Origin of the sequence: Accumulibacter sp., assembly GCF_032229525.1 — a bacterium.
Lineage (GTDB): Bacteria > Pseudomonadota > Gammaproteobacteria > Burkholderiales > Rhodocyclaceae > Accumulibacter.
The window spans coordinates 1-24,641 of sequence record NZ_JAVTWB010000266.1; the positions used below are offsets into that span (position 1 = coordinate 1).

21 protein-coding genes and 1 pseudogene are annotated in these 24,641 nt (G+C 63.3%); 14 read left to right on the forward strand and 8 right to left on the reverse strand.

Annotated elements, in window-relative coordinates; genetic code table 11:
- Window positions 1–49 precede the first annotated feature (49 nt).
- Window positions 50–1,327 (reverse strand): hypothetical protein, encoded by a 1,278-nt coding sequence (locus RUW20_RS20765; protein WP_313954122.1) that lies wholly within the window; start codon window positions 1,325–1,327, stop codon window positions 50–52.
- 445 nt (window positions 1,328–1,772) lie between these two features.
- On the opposite strand from RUW20_RS20765, the gene prsT reads away from it, so the two are divergent.
- From prsT to RUW20_RS20810, 9 genes are all read left to right on the forward strand, one after another.
- The gene (gene prsT, locus RUW20_RS20770) at window positions 1,773–4,607 is read left to right on the forward strand and encodes an XrtA/PEP-CTERM system TPR-repeat protein PrsT (protein WP_313954123.1); all 2,835 of its coding nucleotides are present in this window, start codon (window positions 1,773–1,775) and stop codon (window positions 4,605–4,607) included.
- A gap of 67 nt (window positions 4,608–4,674) precedes the next feature.
- Entirely contained in the window at window positions 4,675–5,535 is an 861-nt protein-coding gene (xdp1, locus tag RUW20_RS20775) for an exosortase-dependent surface protein XDP1 (protein WP_313954124.1), read from the forward strand.
- 279 nt (window positions 5,536–5,814) lie between these two features.
- Complete coding sequence (locus RUW20_RS20780) at window positions 5,815–7,074, forward strand: extracellular solute-binding protein (RefSeq protein WP_313954125.1); 1,260 nt, start codon at window positions 5,815–5,817, stop codon at window positions 7,072–7,074.
- A complete protein-coding gene (gene ugpQ / locus RUW20_RS20785) occupies window positions 7,071–7,814 on the forward strand; it encodes a glycerophosphodiester phosphodiesterase (RefSeq protein ID WP_313954126.1) in 744 nt (247 codons plus the stop codon). Before RUW20_RS20780 ends, ugpQ begins: the two co-directional genes overlap by 4 nt.
- A 208-nt stretch (window positions 7,815–8,022) precedes the next feature.
- Window positions 8,023–10,638 carry an alanine--tRNA ligase gene (gene alaS, locus RUW20_RS20790; protein ID WP_313954127.1) on the forward strand — a complete coding sequence of 872 codons (2,616 nt, stop codon included), beginning with the start codon at window positions 8,023–8,025 and terminating at the stop codon, window positions 10,636–10,638.
- 29 nt (window positions 10,639–10,667) lie between these two features.
- Window positions 10,668–11,699 carry a low specificity L-threonine aldolase gene (locus RUW20_RS20795; protein WP_313954128.1) on the forward strand — a complete coding sequence of 344 codons (1,032 nt, stop codon included), beginning with the start codon at window positions 10,668–10,670 and terminating at the stop codon, window positions 11,697–11,699.
- The gene (locus tag RUW20_RS20800; protein WP_313954129.1) at window positions 11,699–12,256 is read left to right on the forward strand and encodes an NUDIX domain-containing protein; all 558 of its coding nucleotides are present in this window, start codon (window positions 11,699–11,701) and stop codon (window positions 12,254–12,256) included. Before RUW20_RS20795 ends, RUW20_RS20800 begins: the two co-directional genes overlap by 1 nt.
- 76 nt (window positions 12,257–12,332) lie before the next feature.
- Entirely contained in the window at window positions 12,333–13,010 is a 678-nt protein-coding gene (locus tag RUW20_RS20805) for a class I SAM-dependent methyltransferase (protein WP_313954130.1), read from the forward strand.
- Window positions 13,011–13,025: 15 nt separating this feature from the next.
- On the forward strand, window positions 13,026–13,811 hold the full coding sequence (locus tag RUW20_RS20810; RefSeq protein ID WP_313954131.1) for a lipopolysaccharide kinase InaA family protein: 786 nt from the start codon (window positions 13,026–13,028) through the stop codon (window positions 13,809–13,811).
- A gap of 277 nt (window positions 13,812–14,088) precedes the next feature.
- Here RUW20_RS20810 and RUW20_RS20815 read toward each other — a convergent pair whose 3' ends face one another.
- From RUW20_RS20815 to RUW20_RS20845, 7 genes are read right to left on the reverse strand one after another with little or no spacing between them, the layout of a single operon-like run.
- Complete coding sequence (locus RUW20_RS20815) at window positions 14,089–15,345, reverse strand: EAL domain-containing protein (protein ID WP_313954132.1); 1,257 nt, start codon at window positions 15,343–15,345, stop codon at window positions 14,089–14,091.
- Window positions 15,346–15,386: 41 nt separating this feature from the next.
- On the reverse strand, window positions 15,387–16,766 hold the full coding sequence (locus RUW20_RS20820) for a phosphomannomutase/phosphoglucomutase (protein ID WP_313954133.1): 1,380 nt from the start codon (window positions 16,764–16,766) through the stop codon (window positions 15,387–15,389).
- Between the two features lies 1 nt (window position 16,767).
- Entirely contained in the window at window positions 16,768–17,742 is a 975-nt protein-coding gene (locus RUW20_RS20825) for a hydrolase (protein WP_313954134.1), read from the reverse strand.
- Window positions 17,739–18,188 (reverse strand): nuclear transport factor 2 family protein, encoded by a 450-nt coding sequence (locus RUW20_RS20830; protein WP_313954135.1) that lies wholly within the window; start codon window positions 18,186–18,188, stop codon window positions 17,739–17,741. Before RUW20_RS20830 ends, RUW20_RS20825 begins: the two co-directional genes overlap by 4 nt.
- On the reverse strand, window positions 18,185–19,201 hold the full coding sequence (waaF, locus tag RUW20_RS20835; RefSeq protein ID WP_313954136.1) for a lipopolysaccharide heptosyltransferase II: 1,017 nt from the start codon (window positions 19,199–19,201) through the stop codon (window positions 18,185–18,187). The genes RUW20_RS20830 and waaF overlap by 4 nt, the downstream gene beginning before the upstream one ends.
- A 45-nt stretch (window positions 19,202–19,246) precedes the next feature.
- On the reverse strand, window positions 19,247–19,444 hold the full coding sequence (locus RUW20_RS20840; RefSeq protein ID WP_313954137.1) for a zinc-finger domain-containing protein: 198 nt from the start codon (window positions 19,442–19,444) through the stop codon (window positions 19,247–19,249).
- 24 nt (window positions 19,445–19,468) lie between these two features.
- Complete coding sequence (locus RUW20_RS20845) at window positions 19,469–20,389, reverse strand: branched-chain amino acid transaminase (protein WP_313954138.1); 921 nt, start codon at window positions 20,387–20,389, stop codon at window positions 19,469–19,471.
- Between the two features lie 106 nt (window positions 20,390–20,495).
- Here RUW20_RS20845 and RUW20_RS20850 point away from each other — a divergent pair, with 106 nt between their 5' ends.
- From RUW20_RS20850 to RUW20_RS20870, 5 genes and pseudogenes are all read left to right on the forward strand, one after another.
- Window positions 20,496–20,942, forward strand: coding sequence for an NUDIX hydrolase (locus RUW20_RS20850; RefSeq protein ID WP_313954139.1), 447 nt, complete (start codon window positions 20,496–20,498; stop codon window positions 20,940–20,942).
- Window positions 20,939–21,577: a hypothetical protein gene (locus RUW20_RS20855; protein WP_313954140.1), complete on the forward strand. Its 639-nt coding sequence runs from the start codon at window positions 20,939–20,941 to the stop codon at window positions 21,575–21,577. Before RUW20_RS20850 ends, RUW20_RS20855 begins: the two co-directional genes overlap by 4 nt.
- 3 nt (window positions 21,578–21,580) lie before the next feature.
- Complete coding sequence (mnmA, locus tag RUW20_RS20860) at window positions 21,581–22,705, forward strand: tRNA 2-thiouridine(34) synthase MnmA (protein WP_313954141.1); 1,125 nt, start codon at window positions 21,581–21,583, stop codon at window positions 22,703–22,705.
- A gap of 105 nt (window positions 22,706–22,810) precedes the next feature.
- Entirely contained in the window at window positions 22,811–23,983 is a 1,173-nt protein-coding gene (locus tag RUW20_RS20865) for an MFS transporter (protein WP_313954142.1), read from the forward strand.
- Window positions 23,984–24,445: 462 nt separating this feature from the next.
- Window positions 24,446–24,641 (forward strand): annotated as a pseudogene (locus RUW20_RS20870) (hypothetical protein); the annotation flags it as partial.

Below are 24,641 nucleotides of genomic sequence, written 5' to 3' on the forward strand. Positions count from 1 at the left end.
GGATCAGTGGACCGTCGTTCGGCTCAGCTTGGCTGCGGTGCAGCGCACTTCAGGCGAATGGATTGAGGCGGGCAAGCATCCTGGCTCGCCTCTTGTGTTTGAATTTGTTGGCGAGGCGAGCGATCAACTCATGTCGTTGCGGACCGAGATCGCTGCCGAACGGGCTCGCCAGGAGCTTGACCTTCTCCATCTTGCCGGCATCACGCCTGAACCCAAGTTCCCGATAGATCGCAGCCAGGTGTCCGGCGGACAGCAGCACGGATTCCGTGGTGACGGCAGAGCAACTCAGCGAACGTAGAAAACAGGTCGCCGCGCCCAGGAGGTCGTCGCAATTGAGCATCGCGTCTCCGCGCAGGCTCCAGGCGCCGGCTTCGTAGGTGGGCGTCAGGCCTGCCTCGATGGCTTTGCTGAACAGTTCGTTCGCCTGTGTCCACTCGCCTAGCCTGAGAGCTGCCAGGGCCGCATGAAAGTGCTGTCGGCCCGGACCCGCTTCGGGCCCGACAGGCGTAAGCGTTATCGGTTGGTGCGACGAGCCGACGCGCTGGATGTCCAGTGCGCTACCCGGATCGGATGATGGCCGGTCTCCTCTGGCGCGCTGCCGCCTCGCCCGGTGCAGGGCAATGGCTCCGACAAGAGCCAGCAGCATCAGTGCTGCCGCGCCCCAGAGGAGCGGCGACGAGATCGCGTGTCGCCAGTTCTGGGGCGAGAACCACGAGGCCGGACGCCCGGCCGGGAATGTCGGCGCCAGTGAACGGACGGCGAGCGGTATCGATTGGCCTGCCATGCGCCAGACCATTGCTGCCGGTGGTGTGCCCGACAGCTCGAACGCCATGCACAGATCCAGGCTCGGCGCGCTAGTTTTCAGAAGTAGCGGGCCGTTGTCGACCTCGCGCGTCAGGGCGAACTCTCCGCCGGCATTGAGCTTGATGGTGACCTTGTTGACCTTGTCTCCGACAGGGCTTTGTGCCGAGAAGTACTTGCAGTTCGCCGATCTCACGCCGACGGCCACCAGTTCGGCGGCTGCCGGTACGCCGCTCGTTCCGGACAGCAATCGAATATCGGCCAGGCTGAGCGGGCCGAAGGAGCCGTCGCCCTCCACCTTGAGGGTGCCCTGTACCTCGAACAGCGTGCCATTCTTCGCGGGCATCCGGGGCACCCACTCGCCGCCGACAAACTCACTGATCGAGGGCGCGGTGGAGATGGTCGCGTTCTCGACATGCCAGACGTTTGCGGGCGTTTCTTGCGCCGCAGGCGTCTGGGTGGCAAGCAAAACAAGGAGCGACACGGTCGCGGCATCGCGAAAAACACGCCTGATTTTCGTTCTCATGGAGCCATCTGATCAATCTGGTGTCTTCGAAGGAAAGCCCATTGTCCATCACAGACGAAGGCGCGGCAATTGGAATCGGGTCGAAGCGCTTCCGTGACCCACGGTTCAAGAAGCGGTGCCGAATAGCCACAGGCAGCCCGCTTGATGTCGCGCAAGGACGCGTAGAGGGTGGTTTCTCGCGGTCAGGAGTCAATCGCGAAGCGGCCTTGAGCGCAGCTTCCGGTTGCCGGCAGCGCCCTCGACCGGCTGTTCGTCGAGCCCGAGTCGTTGTTGAGTCAAATCACAGCTTCCCGGGCGCCAATCCATTGGCGGATCCCATTTTGGGGCATAGCTGCAATTTGTCACAGAGCGCAGGAAAGGGTGTTTGACTTGCCTATTGTGCGCAGCACATACTTTTCGAGGTCCTTGACGAACCCACCTTTCATTCTCCTTTTCCTGCGCAGCCATGAACAAATACGAACCTACATACCGCGTCAAGCGCTCCCCGCGCGTTGCCTTGCAGTTGCTGGCCGCCACTGTTTTCGGCCTTGGCGTGCTTTCACCGGTGCTGGCCACGCCCGAAAAGGCGGCGCGGTTTTATGAAGATGCGCTGCGCAGGTTCGACCAGAATGACACTTCCGGAGCCGTCGTCCAGCTCAAGAACGCGCTGCAGGAAGACAAGGGAATGCTGGCCGCGCACTTGCTGCTGGGCAAGGCGCTACTCAAGGATGGCAATCTCAAAGGGGCGGAAGCGGCATTTGAAGAGGCGCTCAGGCAGGGGGTCAATCGTGCCGAGATCGTCCTGCCTCTGGGGCAAATCTACCTCACCCTGGGCCGGCCAGAGGTAGTGATCGAGCGGTTTACTGCTGCTGGACTGCCGCCGGCCTTGCAGGTCGAAGTGCTCACCCTGCGTGGCAATGCTTACCTGGAGATGGGCAATACGCGCCTGGCCAGCCAGAGCTTCGGCGAGGCACGCGCGATTGATCCGAAAGCCGCCGGCCCGGTGATCGCCGAGGCTTCGATCTTCCTGGCCAGTGGGCAGCTCGATCGGGCTGCGGAGAATGCAGCCAAGGCGATCGAACTGGCACCGAACGATGCCAACGCCTGGAGTGTTTCCGGATCGGTAAAGCACGCGGCGCTTGATCTGGCCGGGGCGCTGGTCGCCTACGACCGGGCGTTGAGCCTGGAGCCACGCCATGCCGAAGCTCGAGTGGCGCGCGCCGGCCTGCTGGTCGACCTCGGGCGCACCGCCGACGCGCAAGCCGATCTTGACTTCCTTGTCAAGTCGGCCCCTGGCGAACCGCGCGCCGCTTATCTGCGGGCGCTGCTCGCCGCGCAGAAGCGCGACAGTCGAGCTACTGCTGCGGCCCTCGCTGAGGTAATCAAGATCGTCGATGCCTTGCCAGCGCGCTGGTTGGCTCGCCGCGAACACTTGCTGATGGCCGGCGCCCTGGCGCATCACGCGCTCGGCAACCGGGAGAAGGCGAGCGAGTACCTCAACATCATCATCGCCAACAACAGCCGCCACCTGGCGGCGAAAAAACTACTGGCGGCGATCAGCGTCGAAACCAGGGATTACGCGCGCGCGCGGCCGTTGCTCGAAGAGCTGCACAAGGCCGCGCCTGACGACGTGCAGGTAATGTTCCTGCTCGGCTCGGTGCATATGGCTGAGCGGCGCTACCAGAGCGCCAGTGAGTTGCTCGAGAAGGCGGCGGCGAGTACCGGTTCGGTCGAGATGACCCGCGCACTTGCCTTCAGCCAACTCGAGCTCGGGCAGGATGAGCTTGGCCAGGCGAATCTCGAAAAGGCCGTTGCCGCCGACCCGGGTGATTTCAAGGCCGCCGCCTCGCTGTCAACGATCTACCTGCGCAGCGGCCAGGCGCAAAAAGCCATCCGCACCGCGGAGGCGCTGGTCAGAAGACATCCGGACAATCTTGCGGCGCTGAATTTTCTCGGCTCGGTCAAGGCTGCGGCGGGTGACAAGGTCGGCGCTCGCGCCACGTATACGGCGCTTCTGGCCAAGGATGCGACTTTCCGCCCGGCGGCGCTCAACCTGGTCAAGCTTGACGTCAGCGAAAATCGTTTCGACGATGCCCGTCGGCGACTGGATGCCATGCTCGCCAAGCACCACGACGATTCAGATGCGCTGTTGCAATATGGCCTGCTCGAACAGCGCGCAGGGCGCGCACCGGAGGCGATCCGCCATCTGAAAAAGGCCAGCGAAGTGCAACGCCGCGATCCTCGTGCCGGCCTGGCCTTGCTTGACGTATACCTCGGCCAAAAGCAGAACGAGCAGGCGCTGGTATGGGCCAAGGATCTCGCTGCCAGATACCCGGACGGCCTGGCCATCCGTCTGGCCATGGGGCGAGCACTGCTGGCAAATGGCGATGAATCGGGAGCGCGCAACGCCTTCGCTGGCGCTACGCGGCTTGCCGACTACGATCCCCGAATGCAGGTTGAGATTGCCCGCTGGCAACTGGCAGCGGGCAATCCGGATGGTGCGCTGTACAGCGCGGGAAAGGCCCTGCAGGGCCGGCCAGATGATTTGGCGGCGATGACACTCGTCGTCGAAATCGAAACCCGCCGTGGCGAGCCTGCGCGCGCTGATGCAGCGCTCAAGGCGCTCAACGCCAGGTATCCGAAGCGTCTGGAGACGGCGTTGGCTACGGGCTACGTGGCGATGGCCCGTGGCCAGTATCCGGCGGCGATGGCGGCCTACCGTACTGCCCTGGAGCGCGAGGAGAGCACCGCCAACGCGCTCAACCTGGTTCGCGCGCAGCTTGCTGCTGGCGAGGCGGGCAAGGCGGCTTCGTTTCTGCAAGGCTGGGTCAAGACGCGGCCGCTCGATCTGCTGGCGCTGAAGGCGCTCGCCGAAGCGCAGTTTCGCGCCGGCCAACTGGCGGCAGCGCGGCAGACTTACGCGCGGGTGATCGCGGAGGATACGGACGACGCAGTGGTGCTGAACAACTACGCCAACCTGCTGCAGCAATTGAAAGATCCCGTCGCCGCCAAGCACGCTGAGCGTGCGCTCCAGCTCGATCCGGAAAATCCCAGCTATCTCGACACGCTGGGCTGGATTCTGGTGCAGCAGGGGAAAGGGGAGGCCGGGTTGCGCTACCTGCGTGAGGCGCGCCTGCGCAGCCCGGGCAGCGGGGAAATTCGCTATCACCTCGCCTACGCGCTGGCGCGCGGCGGGCGCAAGGCCGAGGCGCGGGACGAATTGAGCGCAGCACTGACGGGCCCCGGTCGGGTGACCGGCAGCGAGGCCGTAAACCAGTTGAAGAAAGAACTGGGGCTCTGATCAGCGCTGCGTACTGTCGAATTTTTTTACACTTATTCGGGCTGTGAGCAAGCGGTTTTTCCGCAAGTTGCTGAAAGAAAAACACAAATATTTTCTGGCACCAATGTTGCTTACTGTTATTACGAGAACTTATTCGGGGGTTACCATGAACAGACAATTGAAAATTCTATGCGCGGCTGTGGCTCTGGCGATGGCGGGGCAGGTCTCGGCGGCGACTAGTTGGACGCTCACTGGAAACAGTCCCACAGCCGGTGTCACAACCACTGCTTACGCCAATACTGGTGGTACCGATTGGACCAATAACAAGGCGGATCTGCAGACCATCCAGGCTGCCACCTGGTTAGGTCAGACCAATGGGTATGGCGGCATCAAGAACGCTGACGCTTGTTCCATACCAGGAGCTGAATTGCATTGCGATGTCGACGAAGGTGTTTCTCCGGAACATGCGATTGATAACAACGAGCGCTACGACATGGCGCTACTCAGCTTCAGTTCATCAGTCGCGTTGAGCAAGATGACAATTAGCTGGTCGAGTATCGATTCCGACATGACCGTGCTGGCCTACACCGGCACTGGCAATCCGACAAGCAACGGCAACTTGACCGGCAACCGGTATGATCAACTGGTCAGCAAGGGGTGGACAGTGATCGGCCATTATAGTGATGTCGTTGTCGGTGCGCAGCAGGCGATAAATGCCGCTGCTGTCTCCTCGTCGTTCTGGCTGATCGGTGCTTTCAATCCGCTCGTTAATAGTAGCAGCGCGCCGAGTTGGTCTTTGGGCAACGATTACGTGAAGCTGGCATCGGTAATGGGGGATATTAAGACCCCCCCCGGCGGCGACATCAGCGTTCCGGAGCCGGGCTCGCTGGCGCTGTTCGGCCTGGCTCTCCTGGGCATGATGCAAGTGCGTCGCCGACAGCGGGGGTGACCACCGCACAGGCGTGAGTCTGCAACGGCACCTGGCGGGTGCCGTTTTTTTGTGCGTGCGGCTGCGGCCAGATGCTGGTGGCGGAGGAATCCTCTCCTGGACAGTTGGTGGCAGCAATCAAGGCCAGGCACGACGGAAGGAAGGCGGAACAGCCAGGGAGAAGCCTCCGGATGATCCGCCGTCAGGCAGCGGTGCCGTTTGGCAAGCGCAACGATTGCTCAAGCGGAACAAACGGCCGCTATAATGCTGCGCTTTATCGTTTCTTGTCCGAGGATCGTCATGCGCCTAGTCAAACTTCTCCCATCGGTGGTGGCGTTTGCGCTTGCCGCCCCCTTGGCCCTCACCGTGGCCGCTGCACCGATAGAAATCGACCTGTCGCATCGGCTTGACGAAGAGCGTGGCGAGCGGCTGGAGAAAGTGGTCGCTCGTTTCAATGCGCGACAGAAAGATTACCAGCTCAACGTCGTCCGCCGCGTCGAGGGCGATGCGCCGAAGACCCTCAACCTGGTGACGCGGGACGAGCAGGCCCAGTTCGTGGCCGCGAAGGAATCGTTCAAGCCCTTGTACCAGGTGATGCAGCAGGCCAAGCAGCCCTTCGACGGTCGCAAGCTGTCACCGGAACTGAAGGTCGGTCTTGACGACCGGAAGGGCAACCTTTTCGCGCTGCCGATCGCTTTGTCTACCCCCGTCCTGTACATCAACAAGGAGGCTTTCCGCAAGGCTGGCCTGGACCCGGAGAAGCCGCCGAAGACCTGGATCGAAGCGCAAAAAACAGCCGACAAGCTGTTCGACTCGGGCAGCAAGTGTCCCTACACCACCTCGTGGCCGGCCTGGGTGCATATCGACAATCTGAGCGCATGGAATGGCGCCGAGGTGTCGACCGCGAAGGGCAAGCTTGATTTCAACGGGCTGGTCCAGGTCAAGCACGTGGCGATGCTGATTACCTGGTCGAAGGCCAAGTTCTTCACTTACTTCGGCCGTCGCGACGAGGCCGACCGGCGTTTTGCCGCCGGTGAGTGCGGCATGCTGACCAGTTCGTCCGCTCTTTTCGGCACGCTGCACGAAAGCCGCAAGGTCGAAACCGGCGTTTCAGCGCTACCGTATCACGACGATGTGCCCGGCACGCCACAGCAGACCCTGGCTGACGGCGCATCGCTGTGGGTTGGTGCCGGCAAGAAGCCGGCCGAGTACAAGGGCGTGGCCCAGTTCGTCAGCTTTCTGATGGAACCCGATCTGCAGGTCGAGTTCACCGCTGTCGAGGGTTTCCTGCCGATGACGGCGGTGGCGCGCGCCGCGGCTGGCAGCCAGTTGTTGCGGGCAGATGTCGCGGGTCTGGAAGTGGCCTATGCGCAGTTGCAGGGCAAGGGCGCACTGCGCGAGTTGCGCGTGTCGCAGATCGAACCGGTGCGGATCATCGTCGAGGAAGAGCTGGAAGCGGCGTGGTCAGGCAGTAAGCCGGCCAAGGAGGCACTCGACAACGCCGTTGATCGCGGCAACGCGGTATTGCCGGCGGCGCTCAAGGCACAACTGTTGAAGTGATTCGTCCGCGGCTCGGCTGGTCCCTGCCGCGCGTTTTCGCGCACCGCTGTGGCGGCGCGCTGGCACCGGAGAACACGCTGGCCGGCTTGCGAATCGCCGCCCGGCTGGGCCGGAAAGCGGTCGAGTTCGACGTGATGCTGTCGGCAGACGGTTCGCCGTGGCTGATCCACGACGAAACGCTCGAGCGTACGACCGATGGCACTGGCCGGGTGAGCGAGACCAGCGACAGCGCACTGAGCGTGCTCGACGCCGGTGTCCGCCAGCACCCGGCGTTCGCCGGCGAACCGCTGCCGACCCTGGCGTCGGCCGCGCGTCTTTGCCGTCAGCTGGGACTGCTGGCCAACGTCGAAATCAAGCCGGCCGCAGGTCTCGAGGCCGCGACCGGTGCCGTCGTTGCCCGCTGTGTTCGCGAACTGTGGGCGGGCGCGGAGTTGCCGCTGCTCTCGTCGTTCTCGGAAGTGGCCCTGGCGGCGGCGCGTGAGGTGGCGCCTGAACTGCCTCTTGGCAGTCTTTTCGAGCATCCGCCCGAGGATTGGCTGGAGCGTGTCAATCGGGTCGCCGCGCTCAGCCTGCACTGTGATGCCGATTCTCTCGATGACCATCTGCTGCGCACCGCGCGTGCCAACGGCATTCCGGTGCTGTGCTACACGGTCAATGAGCCGCTGGCTGCCGCGGCACTCTTCCGGCGCGGGGTGATGGCCGTGTTCAGCGATCGCATCGACCGCGTCGGCGAGGACTAGCGTGGGCTCGTCAGGTTCCGCCAGGCCCGCTGCAACCGGCCCCGAGCGGCCCGAGCCGCGTCGAGCGCTGGCGGTTGATCGATGACCGAAGGCCGCTTCTGGCGGCGTTAGATGGGCGATCTGCCGGTCGCGTCGCCGGCTTTCACGTTAAAATCGCGTTCTTTGAATTGGCCCGAGCCGGGCATGGACGATCATGAAAAGCACGATGATGAGCAGCGCTGAAATCCGCGAGAAGTTCCTCAGGTTTTTCGAATCCAAGGGTCACCAGATCGTCGCCTCGAGCTCGCTGGTGCCGCATGCCGATCCGACACTGCTATTTACCAACGCCGGCATGAACCAGTTCAAGGATGTCTTTCTCGGCTTTGACAAGCGCCCCTACGTGCGCGCGACCACGTCGCAGAAATGCGTGCGCGCCGGCGGCAAGCACAATGACCTCGAGAACGTCGGCTATACCGCGCGCCACCATACCTTCTTCGAAATGCTCGGCAACTTCTCGTTTGGCGACTACTTCAAGCTCGATGCGATTCGCTACGCCTGGGAGTTGCTGGTCGACGTCTATGGCCTGCCCGCCGATCGACTGTGGGTCACCGTCTATGCCGAGGACGATGAAGCCTACGACATCTGGACCAGGGAGATCGGCGTGCCGGCCGAGCGGGTGATTCGCATTGGCGACAACAAGGGCACGCGCTACGCCTCCGACAACTTCTGGATGATGGGCGACACCGGCCCCTGCGGCCCGTGCTCGGAAATCTTCTACGATCACGGCGAAGCTATTCCCGGCGGGCCGCCAGGCTCGCCCGATGAAGAGGGCGACCGCTACATCGAGATCTGGAACAACGTCTTCATGCAGTTCAACCGCGACGAGGCCGGCGTCATGCACCCGCTGCCCAAGCCATCGGTCGACACCGGCATGGGCCTCGAGCGGACTGCTGCGGTGCTGCAGCACGTGCATAGCAATTATGAGATCGATCTCTTTGCCCGCCTGATCGCGGCTGCCGCTCGCGAAACCTCGTCTACCGACATGAACAGCCCGTCGCTGCGGGTGCTCGCCGACCACATCCGCGCTTGCTCATTCCTGTTGGCCGATGGCGTGATTCCCGGCAACGAGGGGCGCGGTTACGTTCTGCGACGGATCATCCGGCGCGCCATCCGACATGGCTACAAGCTCGGCGCGCGCGCCGCTTTCTTTCACCGCATGGTGCCCGACCTGGTGGCCGAGATGGGTGCTGCCTACCCCGAACTGGTCAGCAGTCAGGAGCGCGTGACCGAGGTGCTGCGCCAGGAAGAGGTGCGTTTCTTCGAGACCATCGAGCACGGCATGAGCATCCTCGAAGGTGAGCTCTCGGCATTGGCTGGCGCCGGGGTTTTCAACGGCACGACGGCCTTCAAGCTGCACGATACCTTTGGTTTTCCGCTCGACCTGACGGCCGATGTCTGCCGTGAACGGGGCGTCACGGTCGACGTCGCTGCGTTCGACGCGGCGATGGCGCAGCAGAAGGAGCAGGCGCGCGCCGCCGGCAAGTTCAGGATGGCCGCCGCACTCGACTATAGTGGCCCGGAGACTGGCTTCCACGGTTACGAGACGCTCGAATTCAGCGGCCAGGTGCTGGCACTGTACCGCGACGGCAGCGCGGCTGACGAACTCAGGGAAGGTGAACTCGGCGTTATCGTCCTTGACGAGACGCCGTTCTACGCCGAATCCGGTGGCCAGGTGGGCGACCGCGGTGTGCTGCAGGGCGCGCAGGGGATCTTCGCCGTCGAGGATACGCAGAAGGTCCAGGCGACGGTCTTTGGCCATCAGGGTGTGGTCAGGACTGGCGCGATCAAAGTTGGCGACAAGGTCGCCGCCCGGGTAGACGTGCTCGCCCGCGCCCGCACGGTGCGCAATCACTCGGCGACGCATCTGATGCACAAGGCGCTGCGTGAGGTGCTCGGTGCGCACGTGCAGCAGAAGGGTTCGCTGGTCGATGCCGAGAAGACCCGTTTCGACTTCGCGCACAACGCGCCGATGAGTGCCGACGAGATTCGTCGTGTCGAAGTCCTCGTCAATCAGGAGATTCTGGCCAACGTCGCGGCCGACGCGCAGATCATGGCGATCGAAGAGGCGCAGCGATCGGGAGCGATGATGCTCTTCGGCGAGAAATACGGCGAGCGGGTACGCGTGTTGACCATCGGCACCTCGAAGGAGCTCTGTGGGGGTGTTCACGTCACCCGCAGCGGCGATATCGGCCTGTTCAAGATCGTTTCCGAGACGGGCGTCGCGGCTGGTGTCAGGCGCCTCGAGGCGGTCACCGGCGACACGGCGCTGACGTTGGTGCAGCAGCAGCAGGCGATGCTGGTTGAAGCGGCGGCCGCTTTCAAGGCGCCGGTCGCCGAGGTGCCGGCGAAGCTGGCGCAGGTACTCGACAACGTCCGCTCGCTGGAAAGGGAGCTGGCTCGCCTGAAGGCGAAACTGGCGTCGGCGCAAGGCGACGATCTGCTCGGGCAGGCGGTCGAAGTCAAAGGCGCGCGGGTTCTCGCGGCGGTGATGGAAGGTGCCGATGTCGAGGGACTGCGTTCAGCCGTCGACAAGCTGCGCGACAAGCTGAAGAGCGCCGCGGTTGTCCTTGCCACGACCAGCGATGGCAAGGTGACCTTGATCGCTGGCGTCACCGCCGACCTGACCGGCAAGGTCAAGGCCGGCGAACTGGTCAATATGGTCGCTCGTCAGGTCGGCGGCAAGGGTGGCGGCCGCCCGGACATGGCGCAGGCCGGTGGCAACGAGCCGGAGAAACTGCCAGCAGCGCTGGCTTCGGTGCGGCAATGGGTCGAGCAGCATCTTTGACGGACTCGACGAAAGAAGCAGGCAGCGCGATGCAGCACTTCGCCAGTGACAACTACGCTGGCATTTGCCCGGAGGCCCTGGCCGCCCTGCTGGCGGCTAACGAAGGCCACGTCCGCTCGTACGGCGACGACGAGTGGACGCTGCGTGCCGCCGATCGCCTGCGCCAGGTGTTCGACACCGACTGCGACGTCTATTTCGTCTTCAATGGCACGGCGGCCAATTCGCTGGCCCTTGCAGCGCTCTGCCAGTCCTACCACAGCGTCATTTGCCACCAGCTGGCGCATGTCGAGACCGACGAATGCGGCGCGCCGCAGTTCTTCTCCAATGGTGCCCGGCTGCTGGCGGTCGCCGGTGAGCAGGGCAAGCTGACTCCGGCGGCGATCAGCGAGGTGGTGACCCGGCGTAGCGACATCCACTATCCGAAGCCGAAGGTGGTGACGCTGACCCAGGCCAGTGAAGTCGGCACGGTGTACCGGCCGCAGGAATTGCGGGCGATTAGCGAGACCGCGCGCGGACTCGGCCTGCGCGTGCATATGGACGGCGCTCGTTTTGCCAACGCAGTCGCCGGCCTCGGCGTCAGCCCGGCCGAATTGACCTGGCGAGCGGGCGTCGACGTGCTCTGTTTCGGGGGCACCAAGATGGGCTTGCCGGTTGGCGAAGCGGTGATCTTCTTCGACCGCCGACTGGCGGACGACTTCGCCTATCGCTGCAAGCAGGCGGGGCAACTCGCTTCGAAAATGCGCTTCCTTTCCGCGCCGTGGCTGGGAATTCTCGAGAACGATGCCTGGTTGCGGCACGCTGCGCACGCCAACGCGATGGCCCAGCGTCTGGCGAGCGGGTTGAGCGGGATTGCTGGCCTGCAGTTGCTGTTTCCGGTTGATGCCAACGGTGTTTTTGTGCAGCTGCCGAGTCGGGTCGAGCAGGGCCTGCGCGGGCGCGGCTGGCTTTTCTACACCTTCATCGGTGCCGGTGGCGCCCGCTTCATGTGCGGCTGGGATACGGCGGCGGAGACCGTCGATCGCTTGCTGGCAGATATTCGCCAGCTGTCGGGCGAGCAGTGATGAGTGCCTGGCAATTCTGCCCGTACTGCGCCGCCCGGCTGGAGGCCAGCGATGAAGGTGGTTTGCGGCGCCTGGCTTGCCACGCTGGCTGCGGCTTTGTGCATTGGGACAACCCGGCGCCGGTGCTGGCGGCGTTGGTCGAGTACCAGGGCAGTGTCGTGCTGGCGCGCAATCAAGCCTGGGCAGAGGGGGCTTTCGGTCTGATCACCGGCTTTCTCGAGCGCGGCGAAGACCCGGTTGCCGGAGTTACGCGCGAGGTCAAGGAAGAACTGGGCCTGGATGCGGTGGCGGCGACGCTGATCGGCGTCTATCCCTTCGCCCGCAAGCATGAGGTGATCATCGCGTACCATGTCGTCGGTCGCGGTGAAATCACGCTCAACGAAGAACTCGCCGAGTTCCGGCTGATCGCACCCGAAAAGCTCAAGGCCTGGGATTTCGGCACCGGCCTCGCGGTCAGCGATTGGCTGGCCGGACGCGCGCTGCCGTGTGCCGACCGGGTCGACGCCTTGCAGCCGCCAAACCAGCCCGGCCGGTCGATTCACCATCTCCCCGAATAGCCGCCCAGGGTGGCTTTTATAATCAAAGCCCCAGCCCTGGCCGGGGATTAGTAACCCGACTTAGCAGGATACAGATATGGCCAATCAACCCGTCCCCGATTTGGAGTTCTCGAAAAAATATGACGAAGCGCATGCCAAGTATTATTTCGACAAGCACGAAAACGAATTTTGGCGCAAGCTTTCGAACTGGCGCGATCACCAGATTGCCAGAAAAGCCCTGAAACTCGCCGGCAATCCAAAATCGGTTCTTGATGCGCCGTGCGGCACCGGCAGGTTCTGGGATCTCCTGGCAGAAGAGTGCGACCGCGTCATTCATGCCAGTGACTACAGCCAGAACATGATCGACGCTGGCCTCAAGTATCGCCCTGCCGAAATCAGCCGGCGCATCCAGTCTTCGTTCCAGGCGTCCGCTTTCAGCTTGCCGGTGCCTGATGATTTTGTCGAGTCGATCTTCTGCATTCGTTTCGTGCACCATCTGGCGAAATCGGAAGACCGAATGACCCTGCTCAAGGAATTCCATCGGGTCGCGTCGGATTCGGTAATCATTTCACTTTGGGTCGATGGCAACTACAAGTCCTGGACCAGGAACAGGCGCGAGCAGGTCAGAGATGTACATCAACACAAAAACCGGCTGGTCATCCCTGCCAAGCGTATCGAACAGGAGTTCAAGGACAGTGGTTTCAGGGTCGAGGCAAGCCTCGATTTCATGAAGTATTACCATATGTGGCGCACCTACGTGCTCAAGAAGATCTGACGGGCGTCCTCGGCTGTGCTCAAGGAATATATCAACGACGCCTGGTTACCCGTCCTTCGGCATAACCACCTCGACAATTTTGGGGCGCTATGGGAGCTGCATAAAGATGCGTGGTTCGAGCCGCCCAACTACAGGCGAGGCGGCTGGAGCGGTGTCATCAAGACCAGTATCTCTCTTCCTGATGGGCAGCAGGTCGGGGTGTTCATCAAGCGCCAGGAGAACCACTTTTTCCGCTCATGGCGCAACTTCTTCCGGCTCACGGCCACGTTCGAAAGAGAGTTCAGAAATCTGCTCAACTTCCGCAAACTTGGCGTGCCTACGCTGGAACCTATCTACTACTGCCAGAAGACCGTTGACGGAAAGTTGCGAGCGATCATCGTCACCAGGGAACTCGAATGCTACAAGCCTTTTGATGATGATTGCTACAACCCGATAAGCCAGCTCGGCAGGAGCAGGCGCCATCGATTGGTGACGACGGTTGCAAGAACACTGCGCGGCATGCACGAAGCACACCTGCAGCATAACTGCCTGTATCTAAAACACGTTTTTGTCAAAGAGGAACCCGACGGCGCGGTCGATGTTCGCCTCATCGATCTGGAAAAAGCCAAATGGAGGCCGTTCAAATCGATCATCACGACGCGGGATCTCTACTCGCTGTATCGGGGTGCCGAAGGATGGTCGAGGACTGATCGACTGAGGTTTTTTCTTGCCTACCGTAATGAACATCATCTCAGCGTTGAGTCGAAGAAACTCGCCCGCGCTATCGTCAAGCGATTGATGCACAAGAACAGAAGGGTCTGATACGCGGGCTTCTCAAGCGTCGGAGCGGATGGAACGGCTGGCCGCCAATCGTCATCGGGAGCGAGTTCGTCGGCGGTTGTATCGAGCTGTTCGATAGCCTGAAGGAAGGCGCCGCACCGCGCCAGCGCCGCGGTATGGCGTTGGCCAGCCACGACGCGTCGTCACCAGCGATCAGTACGCGGTTCTGCCCACTTGGTGTCATCCACGTTGAGACCACCTTGAAAGCGTGTCAGCAGGTACCAGCGTGGCCGACCGGTTTGGCGGCGCGGCGCAGGAGTCAGTCGCTGCTGTCGTTCAACCAGCGCAGTGCGGTGCTCAGGCTGGTGTTCAAGGTCTGACGATCGAAGCCGCCGGGTAGCCTGTTCAGCACGCTGTCACAGCAGGCCGCATCGTCGTTGTCGAAACATTCGAGCAGCGCCAGCAGCGTTCCCAGCAGGCCATCGTGTTGGCGGAGGGCGCTGCCGACCTCACGCTCGACGGCGATCTGGTCAAGGATATCTTCAATCGACAGACCAAGGGCAGAGGGCATCATCGACAGGATGCCGGTGAGAAAACCCAGATCAGCCAGTTTGCGATCTCCGGGCTTGCCGATCACGGTCAGCAGTTCCATCATCCGACCGCGCAACGCAGCGACCTGCAGCAACGGTGAGCGGATGGGGTCGGCGGTGTCATTGCCGGGTGCCAGCAGAAGCAGCGACAGCCAGCGCTGTAAGCGACGTCGCCCGAGCACGGTGATGGCGTAGCGCAGCGAGGTGATCGGCTGCGCGAGGCGGTTGCCGAGGTTGCCTACCGTATTGACGATACGCAGCAGGTTGAGTGTCAGCGCCGGCTCATGCTTGAATGCATCCTCGATCACCTCCGTGTCTACGTCACGCCCGACCAGGTTGCACAAGCGAAACAGGGCCGCGTGCGAGGCCGAGAGGTGGCGGCCGCTGACGAGTTCGGCCTGCGCGAAATAGCGGCCCTGGAACAGCTCGAAGCCCAGCTTTCGACAGCGTTCCATCTGCCCCTGGCTGGCGACACCCTGCGCCACCAGCTTGAGCGGGAGCTGTCGCAAGGACCCCGCCAGCTCCTGGAGGCGTCTCTGCTCAGCGTCCAGCACGTGGATTTTGATGAAGGTGACGAGTGGCAGCAACGGCCGGCTACGGTCGTCGATGCCCTGGTAGTCGGTCAGCGCCAGCGAATAGCCACGGTCGACCAGGTTTCGGCAACGGCTCAGCGTTGCCGTGTCGGGTACGCCGTCGAGCAGCAATTCGATCACCACGCCTTGCGGCGGCAGCAGATCGATCTCGTCCTGCTGGAGAAAGTCGGCAGTGATACCGATGAAGGCGAGCGTCTTGCCCAGGGCGCCGTGCATGCCGAGATCGGCATAGGCGGCGCACAGCGCGCCGGCTGCCTCCTGGTGGTGGCCGGCCTCGTTACCACTGCTCTCGTCAGCGCTGCGGAAGGAGAGCTGGTAGCCGGCAAGCTCCTGTTTGAGGTTCAGGATCGGTTGGCGAAAAAGGAAAGCATTCTGGAGAAACTGATCAGTCATAAAGGATGCCTTGGTGCTCCGCGCTGCGACGGTTGATGAGATCAGAAGGGCAGCGTCAGCCCCGGTCGTGCCGCGTTGAGGACGCGCCGGAAATCCGCCTGGATGCGCTGCAGAGCCTCGCTGCTGTCGGCCTCGAATCTTAGCACCACCACCGGTGTGGTGTTCGACGGGCGCGCCAGACCGAAGCCATCGGCGTACTCGACGCGCAAGCCATCGATGGTGATGATTTCGCGCGCGCCCTCGAAACGGGCGTTGCCTCGCAGTTCGTCGATCAGCGCGAAGGGCTCGCCTTCCTGCATGCCGATGTTCAGCTCGGGCGTCGAACTGCTGTCGGGCAGCGCTTCCAGCACGGCATTGGCGTCGGCGGCGCGGGACAGGATCTCGAGCAAGCGGACGCCGGCGTAGAGACCGTCGTCGAAACCGAACCAGCGTTCCTTGAAGAACACGTGGCCGCTCATTTCACCGGCCAGCGGCGCGCCGGTTTCCTTCAGTTTGGCCTTGACCAGCGCGTGCCCGGTCTTCCACATCAGCGGCTCGCCGCCATGTTGACGGATCCACGGCGCCAGCAGGCGGGTGCACTTGACGTCATAGATGATCTGTTGGCCCGGGCAGCGGCTCAGCACGTCGGCGGCGAAGAGCATCAGCTGGCGGTCCGGATAGATGATCTGACCGTCTTTGGTGACCACGCCGAGGCGGTCGCCATCGCCGTCGAAAGCAAGACCGAGTTCGGCATCGCTGTCGCGCAGGGCGCGGATCACATCCTGCAGGTTCTCGGGCTTCGACGGGTCCGGATGGTGATTGGGGAAGTTGCCGTCGACTTCGCAGAACAGCTCGACCAACTCGCAGCCGAGCGCCCGGAAAAGCTCGGGAGCGATGCCGCCGGCGACGCCGTTGCCGCAATCGATGACGATCTTCATCGGCCGCGCCAGGTGGACGTCGCCGGCGATGCGCGCGAGATAGGCGGGCCGAACGTCGGCGCTGCTGGCCTGGCCGGCGCCGTGGCGCAGCTGGTCGGCGTCGACGCGTTGGCGGATGCCCTGGATCGTCTCGCCGGCCAGTGTCTCGCCGCCGATGACCATCTTTAGGCCGTTGTAGTCCGGCGGATTGTGGCTGCCGGTGACGGCCACGCAACTGTGACAGCCCAATTCGTGTGCGGCGAAGTAGACCACCGGCGTTGGCACGCAGCCGACGTCGATGGTGTCGATGCCGGCCAGACGGATACCTTCCATCAGCGCCGCCGACAGCTCGGGTCCCGACAGCCGTCCATCACGGCCGACGGCAATGGCGCGCTGACCGCGCTCGGCGGCCAGCGAACCGAGGCCATGGCCGATACGGCGGACGATGTCGGTGGTCAGTGTCTTGCCGACGATGCCGCGAATGTCATAGGCCTTGAAGATTTCGGCGGGGAGGGTGGTGTTCATTTCAAACCTCGTTCTGAAAGTAATGGAGGATGCGCTGCGCCAGCCAGTCGAGTCGCCCTGGCGGGCTGCCGGCGACGAAGCCGACGTGTCCGCCCTGGCGCGGGAATTCGAGCTGTACGCAGGCGGCTGCCTGGCTGATGGCCGGCAGCGCGTGCTCTGGCAGGAAGGGATCGTTGCGTGCGTTGAGGACCCACGTTGGCAGTCGGATGCCAGCCAGCCAGGGCTTGCTCGAGGCGCGCCGCCAGTAGTCGTCGGCATCGGCGAAGCCATGCAGTGGCGCGGTGACCAGGTCATCGAAGGCGTGCAGGGTGCTTGCCGCCAGCATGCGCCGGCTGTCGAACAGGCCTGGATAGAGGCGCAGTTTCTCGCTTGCCTTGCGCTTCAGCGTGTGCAGGAAATGCCGGGTATAGACGCGGTTGAAGCCGCGCGCGAGATGGTGGCCGGAGACGCTCAGGTCGAGCGGCGCGCTAACCGCCGCCGCCGCTCGCAGGCAAGTTGCGGCGTCAGCCTCGCGTTCGCCCAGCCATTTGAGCAGCGCGTTGCCGCCCAGGGAGATGCCGACCGCATAGCAGCTACGTCCCGGGACAAGGCCCTGCAGGCGCCGCAGGATCCAGTCGATTTCCTCACTGTCTCCGGAATGGTAAGCACGTGGCAGGCGGTTGATCTCGCCCGAACAGCCGCGAAAATGCACTACCACCCCGCTCCAGCCGATGCTCGAGCAGGCACGCATCAGGCTGATCGCGTAGTGACTGGCGGAACTGCCTTCGAGACCGTGGAAAAGGATCAGCAGGGGTGGGCTGACAGGCGGGCCGCCCGGCGCTGGCGGCGGATCGCTCCAGTCCAGATCGATGAAGTCGCCGTCCGCCGTCTCCCAGCGTTCGCGGCGGTAGGGCAGGGGGTCGGGCTTGATCAGCAGCGGGTAGATGGTCTGCGCGTGGCCACCGGGTAACCACGCTGGGGCACGGTAGCCGGTCAATGCAGGGTCCGCTGTGTCTTTCCGTCGCGCTCGCCCTCTGTCCTCCTGTCGGCCAGGTCATGATCGGCGGCGGTCGAGGAGTGATGCGCGAGCAGCCGCCAGCCACTGGCGCCACGCTGAAAGACGTTGGTGGCCAGCAGCGGGCCGTGCGCTTGTGGCTGATCGCCGATGTACAGCGTCTCGACGACGTTGTGTACCGCCAGCAGCATGCTGTTCCAGCGCAAGCCGCGTGACAGGCGCACCTGCAGGCGCTGGTTGTTGGCAAAGATGCTGCGCCAGCTCTCGCGGATCGCCGTCGTGCCGATCAGTCGCTGGCCGGTCGGGTGGATGCAAATGATCTCCTCGTCATCGGCCCAGACGCTCATCAGGGCGACCAGGTCGGCGCGCGCGATCGCTTCGTAAAAAGTGCTCTCGACATCCTCCGGGCTGGCGAAAACGGTGATCATGCGGCAGCCCTGGCCAGGCAGGCGTCGAGTACGCGCTGTGGGTGAAGCTGATTCAGACAGTCGAGATGGCCGAGCGGACATTCGCGCTTGAAGCAGGGGCTGCATTCGAGATTAAGGCTGATGATCGTCGCTTGCGCCGACAGGGGCGGCGTGAAACCGGGCGATGAGGAGCCGTAGACGGCGACCAGGGGTCGGCCGAGGGCAGCGGCGACGTGCATCAGGCCGGAATCGTTGCAGACGACAAACGATGCCGCGCCCAGCAGGTCGATGGCCTGGCTCAGCGAGGTGCTGCCGCAGAAGTTGCGCGGTGGTGGTGCCGTTTGCACCTGGCTGACGATCTGCTCGGCGATTTCACGGTCTTTTGCCGAGCCCACCAGCCACACCGCGTAGCCGCGCTGTGTCAGTGCATCGGCCAGCGTCGCGAAATGCCGTGCCGGCCAGCGCTTGGCCGGGCCATATTCGGCACCGGGGCAGAAGATCGCCAGCTTTTCGGGGCGATCGACGCCGAGTGCCGCCAGGGTCGCTGCGCGCTGCTCGCCGCTGCAAGTCAGGCGTGGCAGGGGCAGCGGTCGCGGTAGCGGCGTACCGGGTGCTTCGGCGAGCTGTGCGAAGCGTTCGGCCATTTGTGGCAGCAGCGCCTTGTCGAGGGTGTGTCGGCGGTTGATCAGGCCATAGCGCTTCTCGCCAACGAAAGCGATGCGTTCGGGAATGTTGGCAAAGAAGGGCACCAGTGCCGACTTGATTGAATTGGGCAGCACGTAAACGCGCTGGTAGTCGTCCCGTGCCAGTTGGCGGGCGAGGCGGTGACGCGATCTCAGCGACAGTTCGCCATGCGCGAAAGGGCTGTCAATGATGCGTGAGATTTCCGCCATGCGCTCGAGCACGGGTGCCACCCAGCGTGGGGCGAGAGCATCGAGTTGCAGGCCGGGCGTACGTTCGTGCAGTCGCATGAACAGAGGTTGCGCCAGAACCGTGTCGCCGATCCAGGACGGGGCGACGATCAGTGCCTTCATGATCGGCTGTTCAGCCGGCTACCCGGAGCGGGCGGCCGTCGACAATCAGTGGTGCCCTTTCGGCAGTCCGCCCTTGAGCACGTAGTGGGCGCTGCAGTACGGGCACACCGCCTCCCCAGTGTGTGCGATCTCGAGAAACACGCGCGGATGCCTCGCCCACAGCGGTGAATCCTTCGTCGGGCAGTGCAGCGGCAGATCCTTGGCGGTGATCTCGATGGGCTTCTGCTGGGCGGTTTGAGACATGGTGGCAACCTTGCAAACGGGGGTTTAGACGTAGGTCAGCCAGTCTTCATGCGCCGGCACCCGGCCGTTCACGCAGTCGAAGAACAGGCTCTGGAGTCTGGTGGTGATCGGGCCACGGTGGCCGGCGCCGATCTGGCGGTTGTCGAGTTCACGAATCGGCGTGACCTCCGCCGCCGTGCCGGTAAAGAATGCCTCGTCGGCACAATAGACTTCGTCGCGCGTGATCCGCTTTTCGATCACCGCGAGGCCAAGTTCATCGGCGAAGGTGAGAACAGAGGCGCGCGTGATGCCCTCCAGGCAGGAGGTCAGGTCAGGCGTGTACAGTTTGCCGTGCTTGACGATGAAGATATTCTCGCCGGCGCCCTCGGCGACGTAACCGTCGACGTCAAGGAGCAGGGCTTCGTCATAGCCGTCATGCGCCACTTCCTGGTGCGCGAGGATCGAGTTGGTGTAGGTGCCGACCGACTTCGAGCGGCACATGTTGATATTGACGTGATGACGGGTGAAGGAGGAGGTCTTGACGCGGATGCCTTTCTCCATTCCTTCGGCGCCGAGGTAGGCGCCCCAGGGCCAGGCGGCGATGGCGACATGCGTGCTCACTGCGGTGGCGGCAATGCCCATCGCTTCCGAACCGTAGAAGACGATCGGCCGGATGTAGCATGACTCGAGCTGGTTGGCTCGTACCACTTCCTTCTGTGCTTCGAGCAGTGTTTCCTTGTCGTAAGGCATTTTCATCTGGAAGATGTACGCCGAGTTGAACAGGCGGTCGGTATGCTCCTCAAGACGGAAGATGGCGGTCCCTTTTTCGGCCTTGTAAGCGCGGATTCCCTCGAAGACACCCATGCCGTAGTGCAGGGTATGCGTCAGCACATGGGTCGTTGCTTGGCGCCACGGCACCAGCTTGCCATCGTGCCAGATGAATCCGTCGCGATCCGCCATGGACATTGTCTTCTCTCTCTTTGCCGGAAATCCAGAAGCGGAAATTCTAGCCGATTTCGCCCCCCGGTTGGCGGTAAAATGGCACGTTTGTCCCACCCGCAAGGCTTCTCGAATGGTCTGGAAACCCAACGTCACCGTCGCCTCCGTACTTGAACGCGAAGGCCGCTTCTTGCTCGTCGAAGAGGAAACCGAGTACGGCATCTGTTACAACCAGCCGGCTGGCCATCTCGAATGCGGTGAGTCGCTGATCGATGCGGTGATCCGCGAAACGCTCGAGGAAACGGCGTACACGGTGAATCCACAATACCTGGTCGGCGTCTATAACTGCCGCAACGAGGCCAGGGACGTGACCTACCTGCGCTTCGCCTTCGGCGGCGAAATCAGTGCCCACGACCTCGAGCGCCAACTTGACACCGGCATTCTGGCGGCGCACTGGCTGACCGTCGACGAGATTCGGGCGTTACAGACGCAGCATCGCAGTCCGCTGGTCATGCGTTGCATCGAGGACTGGCAGGCGGGCAGGCGTTATCCGCTGGAACTGCTGACCCATTGTCGATGAGGTGGCGGCTGTCGCTGCTGCTGGCCTGCACGGCGCCAGTCGCGGCCGCCGAGGCGATCAAGGTCTGTTACAACTATGGCTGCCAGGCACAGGCCGAGGTGATCTATTCGGATGAGCAACTGGCCCAGGTGCGGGCTCTGCTGGGCAGCGCGCAGACTGCGGCCGACGAGCGCCAGAAACTGTCGCTGGTGATCGGCTGGCTGCTCGGCTGGGCCGGGCAGCAGACTCCGATCTCGGCCGACCGTGGTGGCAATTGGGCCGACGATGGGGTCTACGGGCGGATGGACTGCATCGACCACTCGACCACCACCACCCGCTTGCTGCGTTTGCTGGAAACTCGTGGCTGGCTGCGCTTTCACCGCGTTCTGGAGCCGGAGTATCGGGTGCGCTATCTGTTCCAGGTGCACTATTCGGCGCAGATCGAGGAAGTCGTGCCGGCGGGACAGGCGTCCGGTGAGCTCGCCGAACCGGCGCGCTATGTCGTCGATACCTGGTTTCGCGACAATGGCCGGCCGGCGGTAGTGATGACGCTGCAGCGTTGGCTCGCGGGCGACGACGAAAACGGCGAAGGCAAGGAAGAGGCGGCCGCCGCAGCAGCGGGCGAGTCCGTGTCGGATTCGCATGGTGAACGCTAGAAGATGAGCGCTGGAGAAGGCAAGAAAATGAACGAGGCAAAGACAGTGGTCGTCGGCTTGTCCGGCGGCGTCGATTCGGCGGTGGCGGCTCTTTTGCTCAAGGAGCAGGGCTGGCGTGTGCTTGGCCTGTTCATGAAGAACTGGGAAGACGACGACAGCGACGAGTATTGTTCGTCGCGGCAGGATCTGCTCGATGTGGTCAGCGTGGCCGACACCATCGGCATCGAGGTTGAAGTGGTGAATTTCGCCGCCGAATACAAGGAGCGCGTCTTCGCGCACTTTCTGAAAGAGTACCAGGCTGGCCGCACACCGAACCCCGACGTGTTGTGCAACTCGGAGATCAAGTTCAGCGCGTTTCTCGAGCACGCGCTGAGCATCGGCGCCGACTGCATTGCCACCGGTCACTACGCCGGCGTGCGCGAATTTGCCGGCGCATTCCAGCTGCTCAAGGCCGAGGACGGCAGCAAGGACCAGAGCTATTTCCTGCATCGCCTCAATCAGCAACAGTTGTCGAAGACGCTGTTTCCGCTGGCCGGGCTGTACAAGCGCGAAGTCCGCAAGATGGCCGAAGGGGCTGGCCTGCATGTCGCGCTCAAGAAGGATTCAACCGGCATTTGCTTCATCGGCGAGCGGCCGTTCAAGGACTTCCTGATGCGCTATCTGCCAGCGAAGAAGGGCGAGATTCGTTGCCTCGACGATGACCGGCTGCTCGGCGAACACGATGGCGTCGCCTACCACACCATCGGTCAGCGCAAGGGATTGCACATCGGCGGGGTGAAGGGCGGCAAGAGCGGCGACAGCGGTGACCACGATGCCTGGTTCGTGGCCCGCAAGGATCTCGTCGGCAACATCCTTTACGTGGTGCAGGGACACGCCCATCCGGCGCTACTGGCCGAAGATCTGGCCGCCGAAGATCTGTCCTGGGTTGCTGGCCAGGCACCGCACACGCACTGGGTGTACACCGCCAAGACCCGCTACCGGCAGGCCGACGCCCCGTGCGAGGTCGAGCGGGTAGACACGGAGTCGTGCCTGGTCCGCTTCGCCGAGCCGCAATGGGCGGTGACCCCCGGACAGTCGGTGGTCCTCTACGAAAGCCGGGTGTGCCTCGGCGGCGGCGTCATCGCGTGAACTACGCGCCGGTCGTCGCCGGCATTCCGGGCGCGATGCCGCTCCGGAGGCCCCGGACCCGTCGGCCGAACCGGTTCTCGCACCGTTGATCCGGGGCTGACGACGATGCTGCCGTATCGGCGAAATATCGCCCTGCTCGCCGCAGCACAGGCTCTCTTGCTGACCAACGGCGTAATGCTGGTGGCGATCAACGGTCTGCTCGGCCTGCAACTGGCCGCTGACAAGCGACTGGCGACGTTGCCGATCACTACCTACGTCATCGGTGCGGCGCTGGCGGCCTTGCCGGCTGCCATGTTCATGAAGCGCCATGGCCGTCGCTCGGGCTTCATGCTGGGCTCGGCGTTCGGCATCGGTGGCGCGCTGTTGTCGGCGATCGCGGTGTACACCGGCAGTTTCTGGCTGCTTTGCCTGGGCACCGTTGGTGCCGGAATCTACAACGCCTTTGGCCAGCAGTACCGGTTCGCGGCCGTCGACGCCGCGCCTGCTGATTGGACAAGCAAGGCGATTTCGCTGACCCTGGCCGGCGGCATCGCTGGCGGGGTGATCGGCCCGCAGCTTGGCACGCTGACCCGCGAGCTGCTGGAACCCACCTATCTGGCCAGCTACGGCGCCCTGATGGCCTTTGCGGCGCTGGCCATGCTGGTCGCCAGCCGGCTCGACATCCCGGCGCTACCGTCTCATGAGCAGCAGGCCGCCGGTCGCCCGTTCGGCGAAATCGCCCGCCAGCCGGAGTTTGTCGTCGCGCTGTTGGCGGCGGTCTGCGGCTACGCGGCGATGAATCTGCTGATGACGGCGACGCCATTGGCGATGGATATCTGCGGCCTGCCTTTCGCCGATACCGCCTTGGTCCTGCAATGGCACGTGATCGGCATGTTCGCGCCGTCGTTCTTCACCGGCGATCTGATCAAACGCTTCGGCGTATTGGTGGTTCTGCTGGTCGGCGCCGCGCTGCTGCTGGTTTGCGTCGGCATCGCGCTGTCCGGCGTCAGCCTGATGCATTTCTGGTGGGCGCTGTTCCTGCTCGGCGTCGGCTGGAATTTCCTCTTCGTCGGCGGTACCACGCTGTTGACCGAAATCTGCCGCCCCGAGGAGAAGGCGAAAGTGCAGGGCGGCAACGATTTCATCGTCCTCGGGACGCAGGCGATCACCTCGTTTGCCGCCGGCCTGCTGGTCACCGACGGCGGCTGGGCAACGCTGAATACCCTGGCGCTGCCGATCGTCGCCGTGACGGCGCTGGCTACTTTTCGGCTTTCGGTTGCTCGTCGCCGGAGTCAGTAGCGCAGGACGGGCCGCCGCAGCGCCCGCTGGCAACGCGAATGCGCTGGAGGCTCTGCTGCTGTCCCCTTCGTCCAGACAGAGATTTCGCTGCGCACCGGTGTTGCGTCGGACAGCCAATGACAACTCTCCCGGCTGCGGACAGTGAAGATCTGTCGGAAATTTTTACACTCTTGGCCGTCTGAAGTCTCGATATTTACGTAGTGATCAGATTTAATACGCTTATTATTGTATGGCGTGAATCTTGCACGTAAAGTCGAGGCGCGACCGTGCAAAGCAAATGACCGGTTAGGCCGAGCCAAGCGGCCTAACCACTTGATTCCTTGTCGCGCAGGCCTTGCGCGCAGGCCTTGCGCGCAGGGCTTCCTGATCGCCTTTGCTTCGCCAGTCTTGGCAGAACCGTCGGCGACACCCCCTACGCGGCAAGAAGTGCAGTCAGATTGACCAACACTTGGGAGGTGAGCGATGAACGCTCTTCGCTTTTTCCTGGCCATCGTCATTATGGCCTTCTACCCGTCGTGGCTCTGGGCCGGACAGATCGTGGTCTTCGGCGACAGTCTTTCCGACGTCGGTAACGTTTACACTGGCAGCTCCGGGGCGACCCCCGCGCCCCCCGCGCCCCCCCACGTTGCCCAGCCCGATCCGCCTTCGCCGCCTTATT

What these genes read in the sequence shown, in the direction of transcription:
- RUW20_RS20765 (WP_313954122.1), bottom strand. Translation starts at nt 1,327, where the DNA reads ATGAGAACGAAAATCAGGCGTGTTTTTCGCGATGCCGCGACCGTGTCG.
- prsT (WP_313954123.1), top strand. Translation starts at nt 1,773, where the DNA reads ATGAACAAATACGAACCTACATACCGCGTCAAGCGCTCCCCGCGCGTT.
- RUW20_RS20780 (WP_313954125.1), top strand. Translation starts at nt 5,815, where the DNA reads ATGCGCCTAGTCAAACTTCTCCCATCGGTGGTGGCGTTTGCGCTTGCC.
- alaS (WP_313954127.1), top strand. Translation starts at nt 8,023, where the DNA reads ATGAGCAGCGCTGAAATCCGCGAGAAGTTCCTCAGGTTTTTCGAATCC.
- RUW20_RS20795 (WP_313954128.1), top strand. Translation starts at nt 10,668, where the DNA reads ATGCAGCACTTCGCCAGTGACAACTACGCTGGCATTTGCCCGGAGGCC.
- RUW20_RS20800 (WP_313954129.1), top strand. Translation starts at nt 11,699, where the DNA reads ATGAGTGCCTGGCAATTCTGCCCGTACTGCGCCGCCCGGCTGGAGGCC.
- RUW20_RS20805 (WP_313954130.1), top strand. Translation starts at nt 12,333, where the DNA reads ATGGCCAATCAACCCGTCCCCGATTTGGAGTTCTCGAAAAAATATGAC.
- RUW20_RS20815 (WP_313954132.1), bottom strand. Translation starts at nt 15,345, where the DNA reads ATGACTGATCAGTTTCTCCAGAATGCTTTCCTTTTTCGCCAACCGATC.
- RUW20_RS20820 (WP_313954133.1), bottom strand. Translation starts at nt 16,766, where the DNA reads ATGAACACCACCCTCCCCGCCGAAATCTTCAAGGCCTATGACATTCGC.
- RUW20_RS20830 (WP_313954135.1), bottom strand. Translation starts at nt 18,188, where the DNA reads ATGATCACCGTTTTCGCCAGCCCGGAGGATGTCGAGAGCACTTTTTAC.
- waaF (WP_313954136.1), bottom strand. Translation starts at nt 19,201, where the DNA reads ATGAAGGCACTGATCGTCGCCCCGTCCTGGATCGGCGACACGGTTCTG.
- RUW20_RS20840 (WP_313954137.1), bottom strand. Translation starts at nt 19,444, where the DNA reads ATGTCTCAAACCGCCCAGCAGAAGCCCATCGAGATCACCGCCAAGGAT.
- RUW20_RS20845 (WP_313954138.1), bottom strand. Translation starts at nt 20,389, where the DNA reads ATGTCCATGGCGGATCGCGACGGATTCATCTGGCACGATGGCAAGCTG.
- RUW20_RS20850 (WP_313954139.1), top strand. Translation starts at nt 20,496, where the DNA reads ATGGTCTGGAAACCCAACGTCACCGTCGCCTCCGTACTTGAACGCGAA.
- RUW20_RS20855 (WP_313954140.1), top strand. Translation starts at nt 20,939, where the DNA reads ATGAGGTGGCGGCTGTCGCTGCTGCTGGCCTGCACGGCGCCAGTCGCG.
- mnmA (WP_313954141.1), top strand. Translation starts at nt 21,581, where the DNA reads ATGAGCGCTGGAGAAGGCAAGAAAATGAACGAGGCAAAGACAGTGGTC.
- RUW20_RS20865 (WP_313954142.1), top strand. Translation starts at nt 22,811, where the DNA reads ATGCTGCCGTATCGGCGAAATATCGCCCTGCTCGCCGCAGCACAGGCT.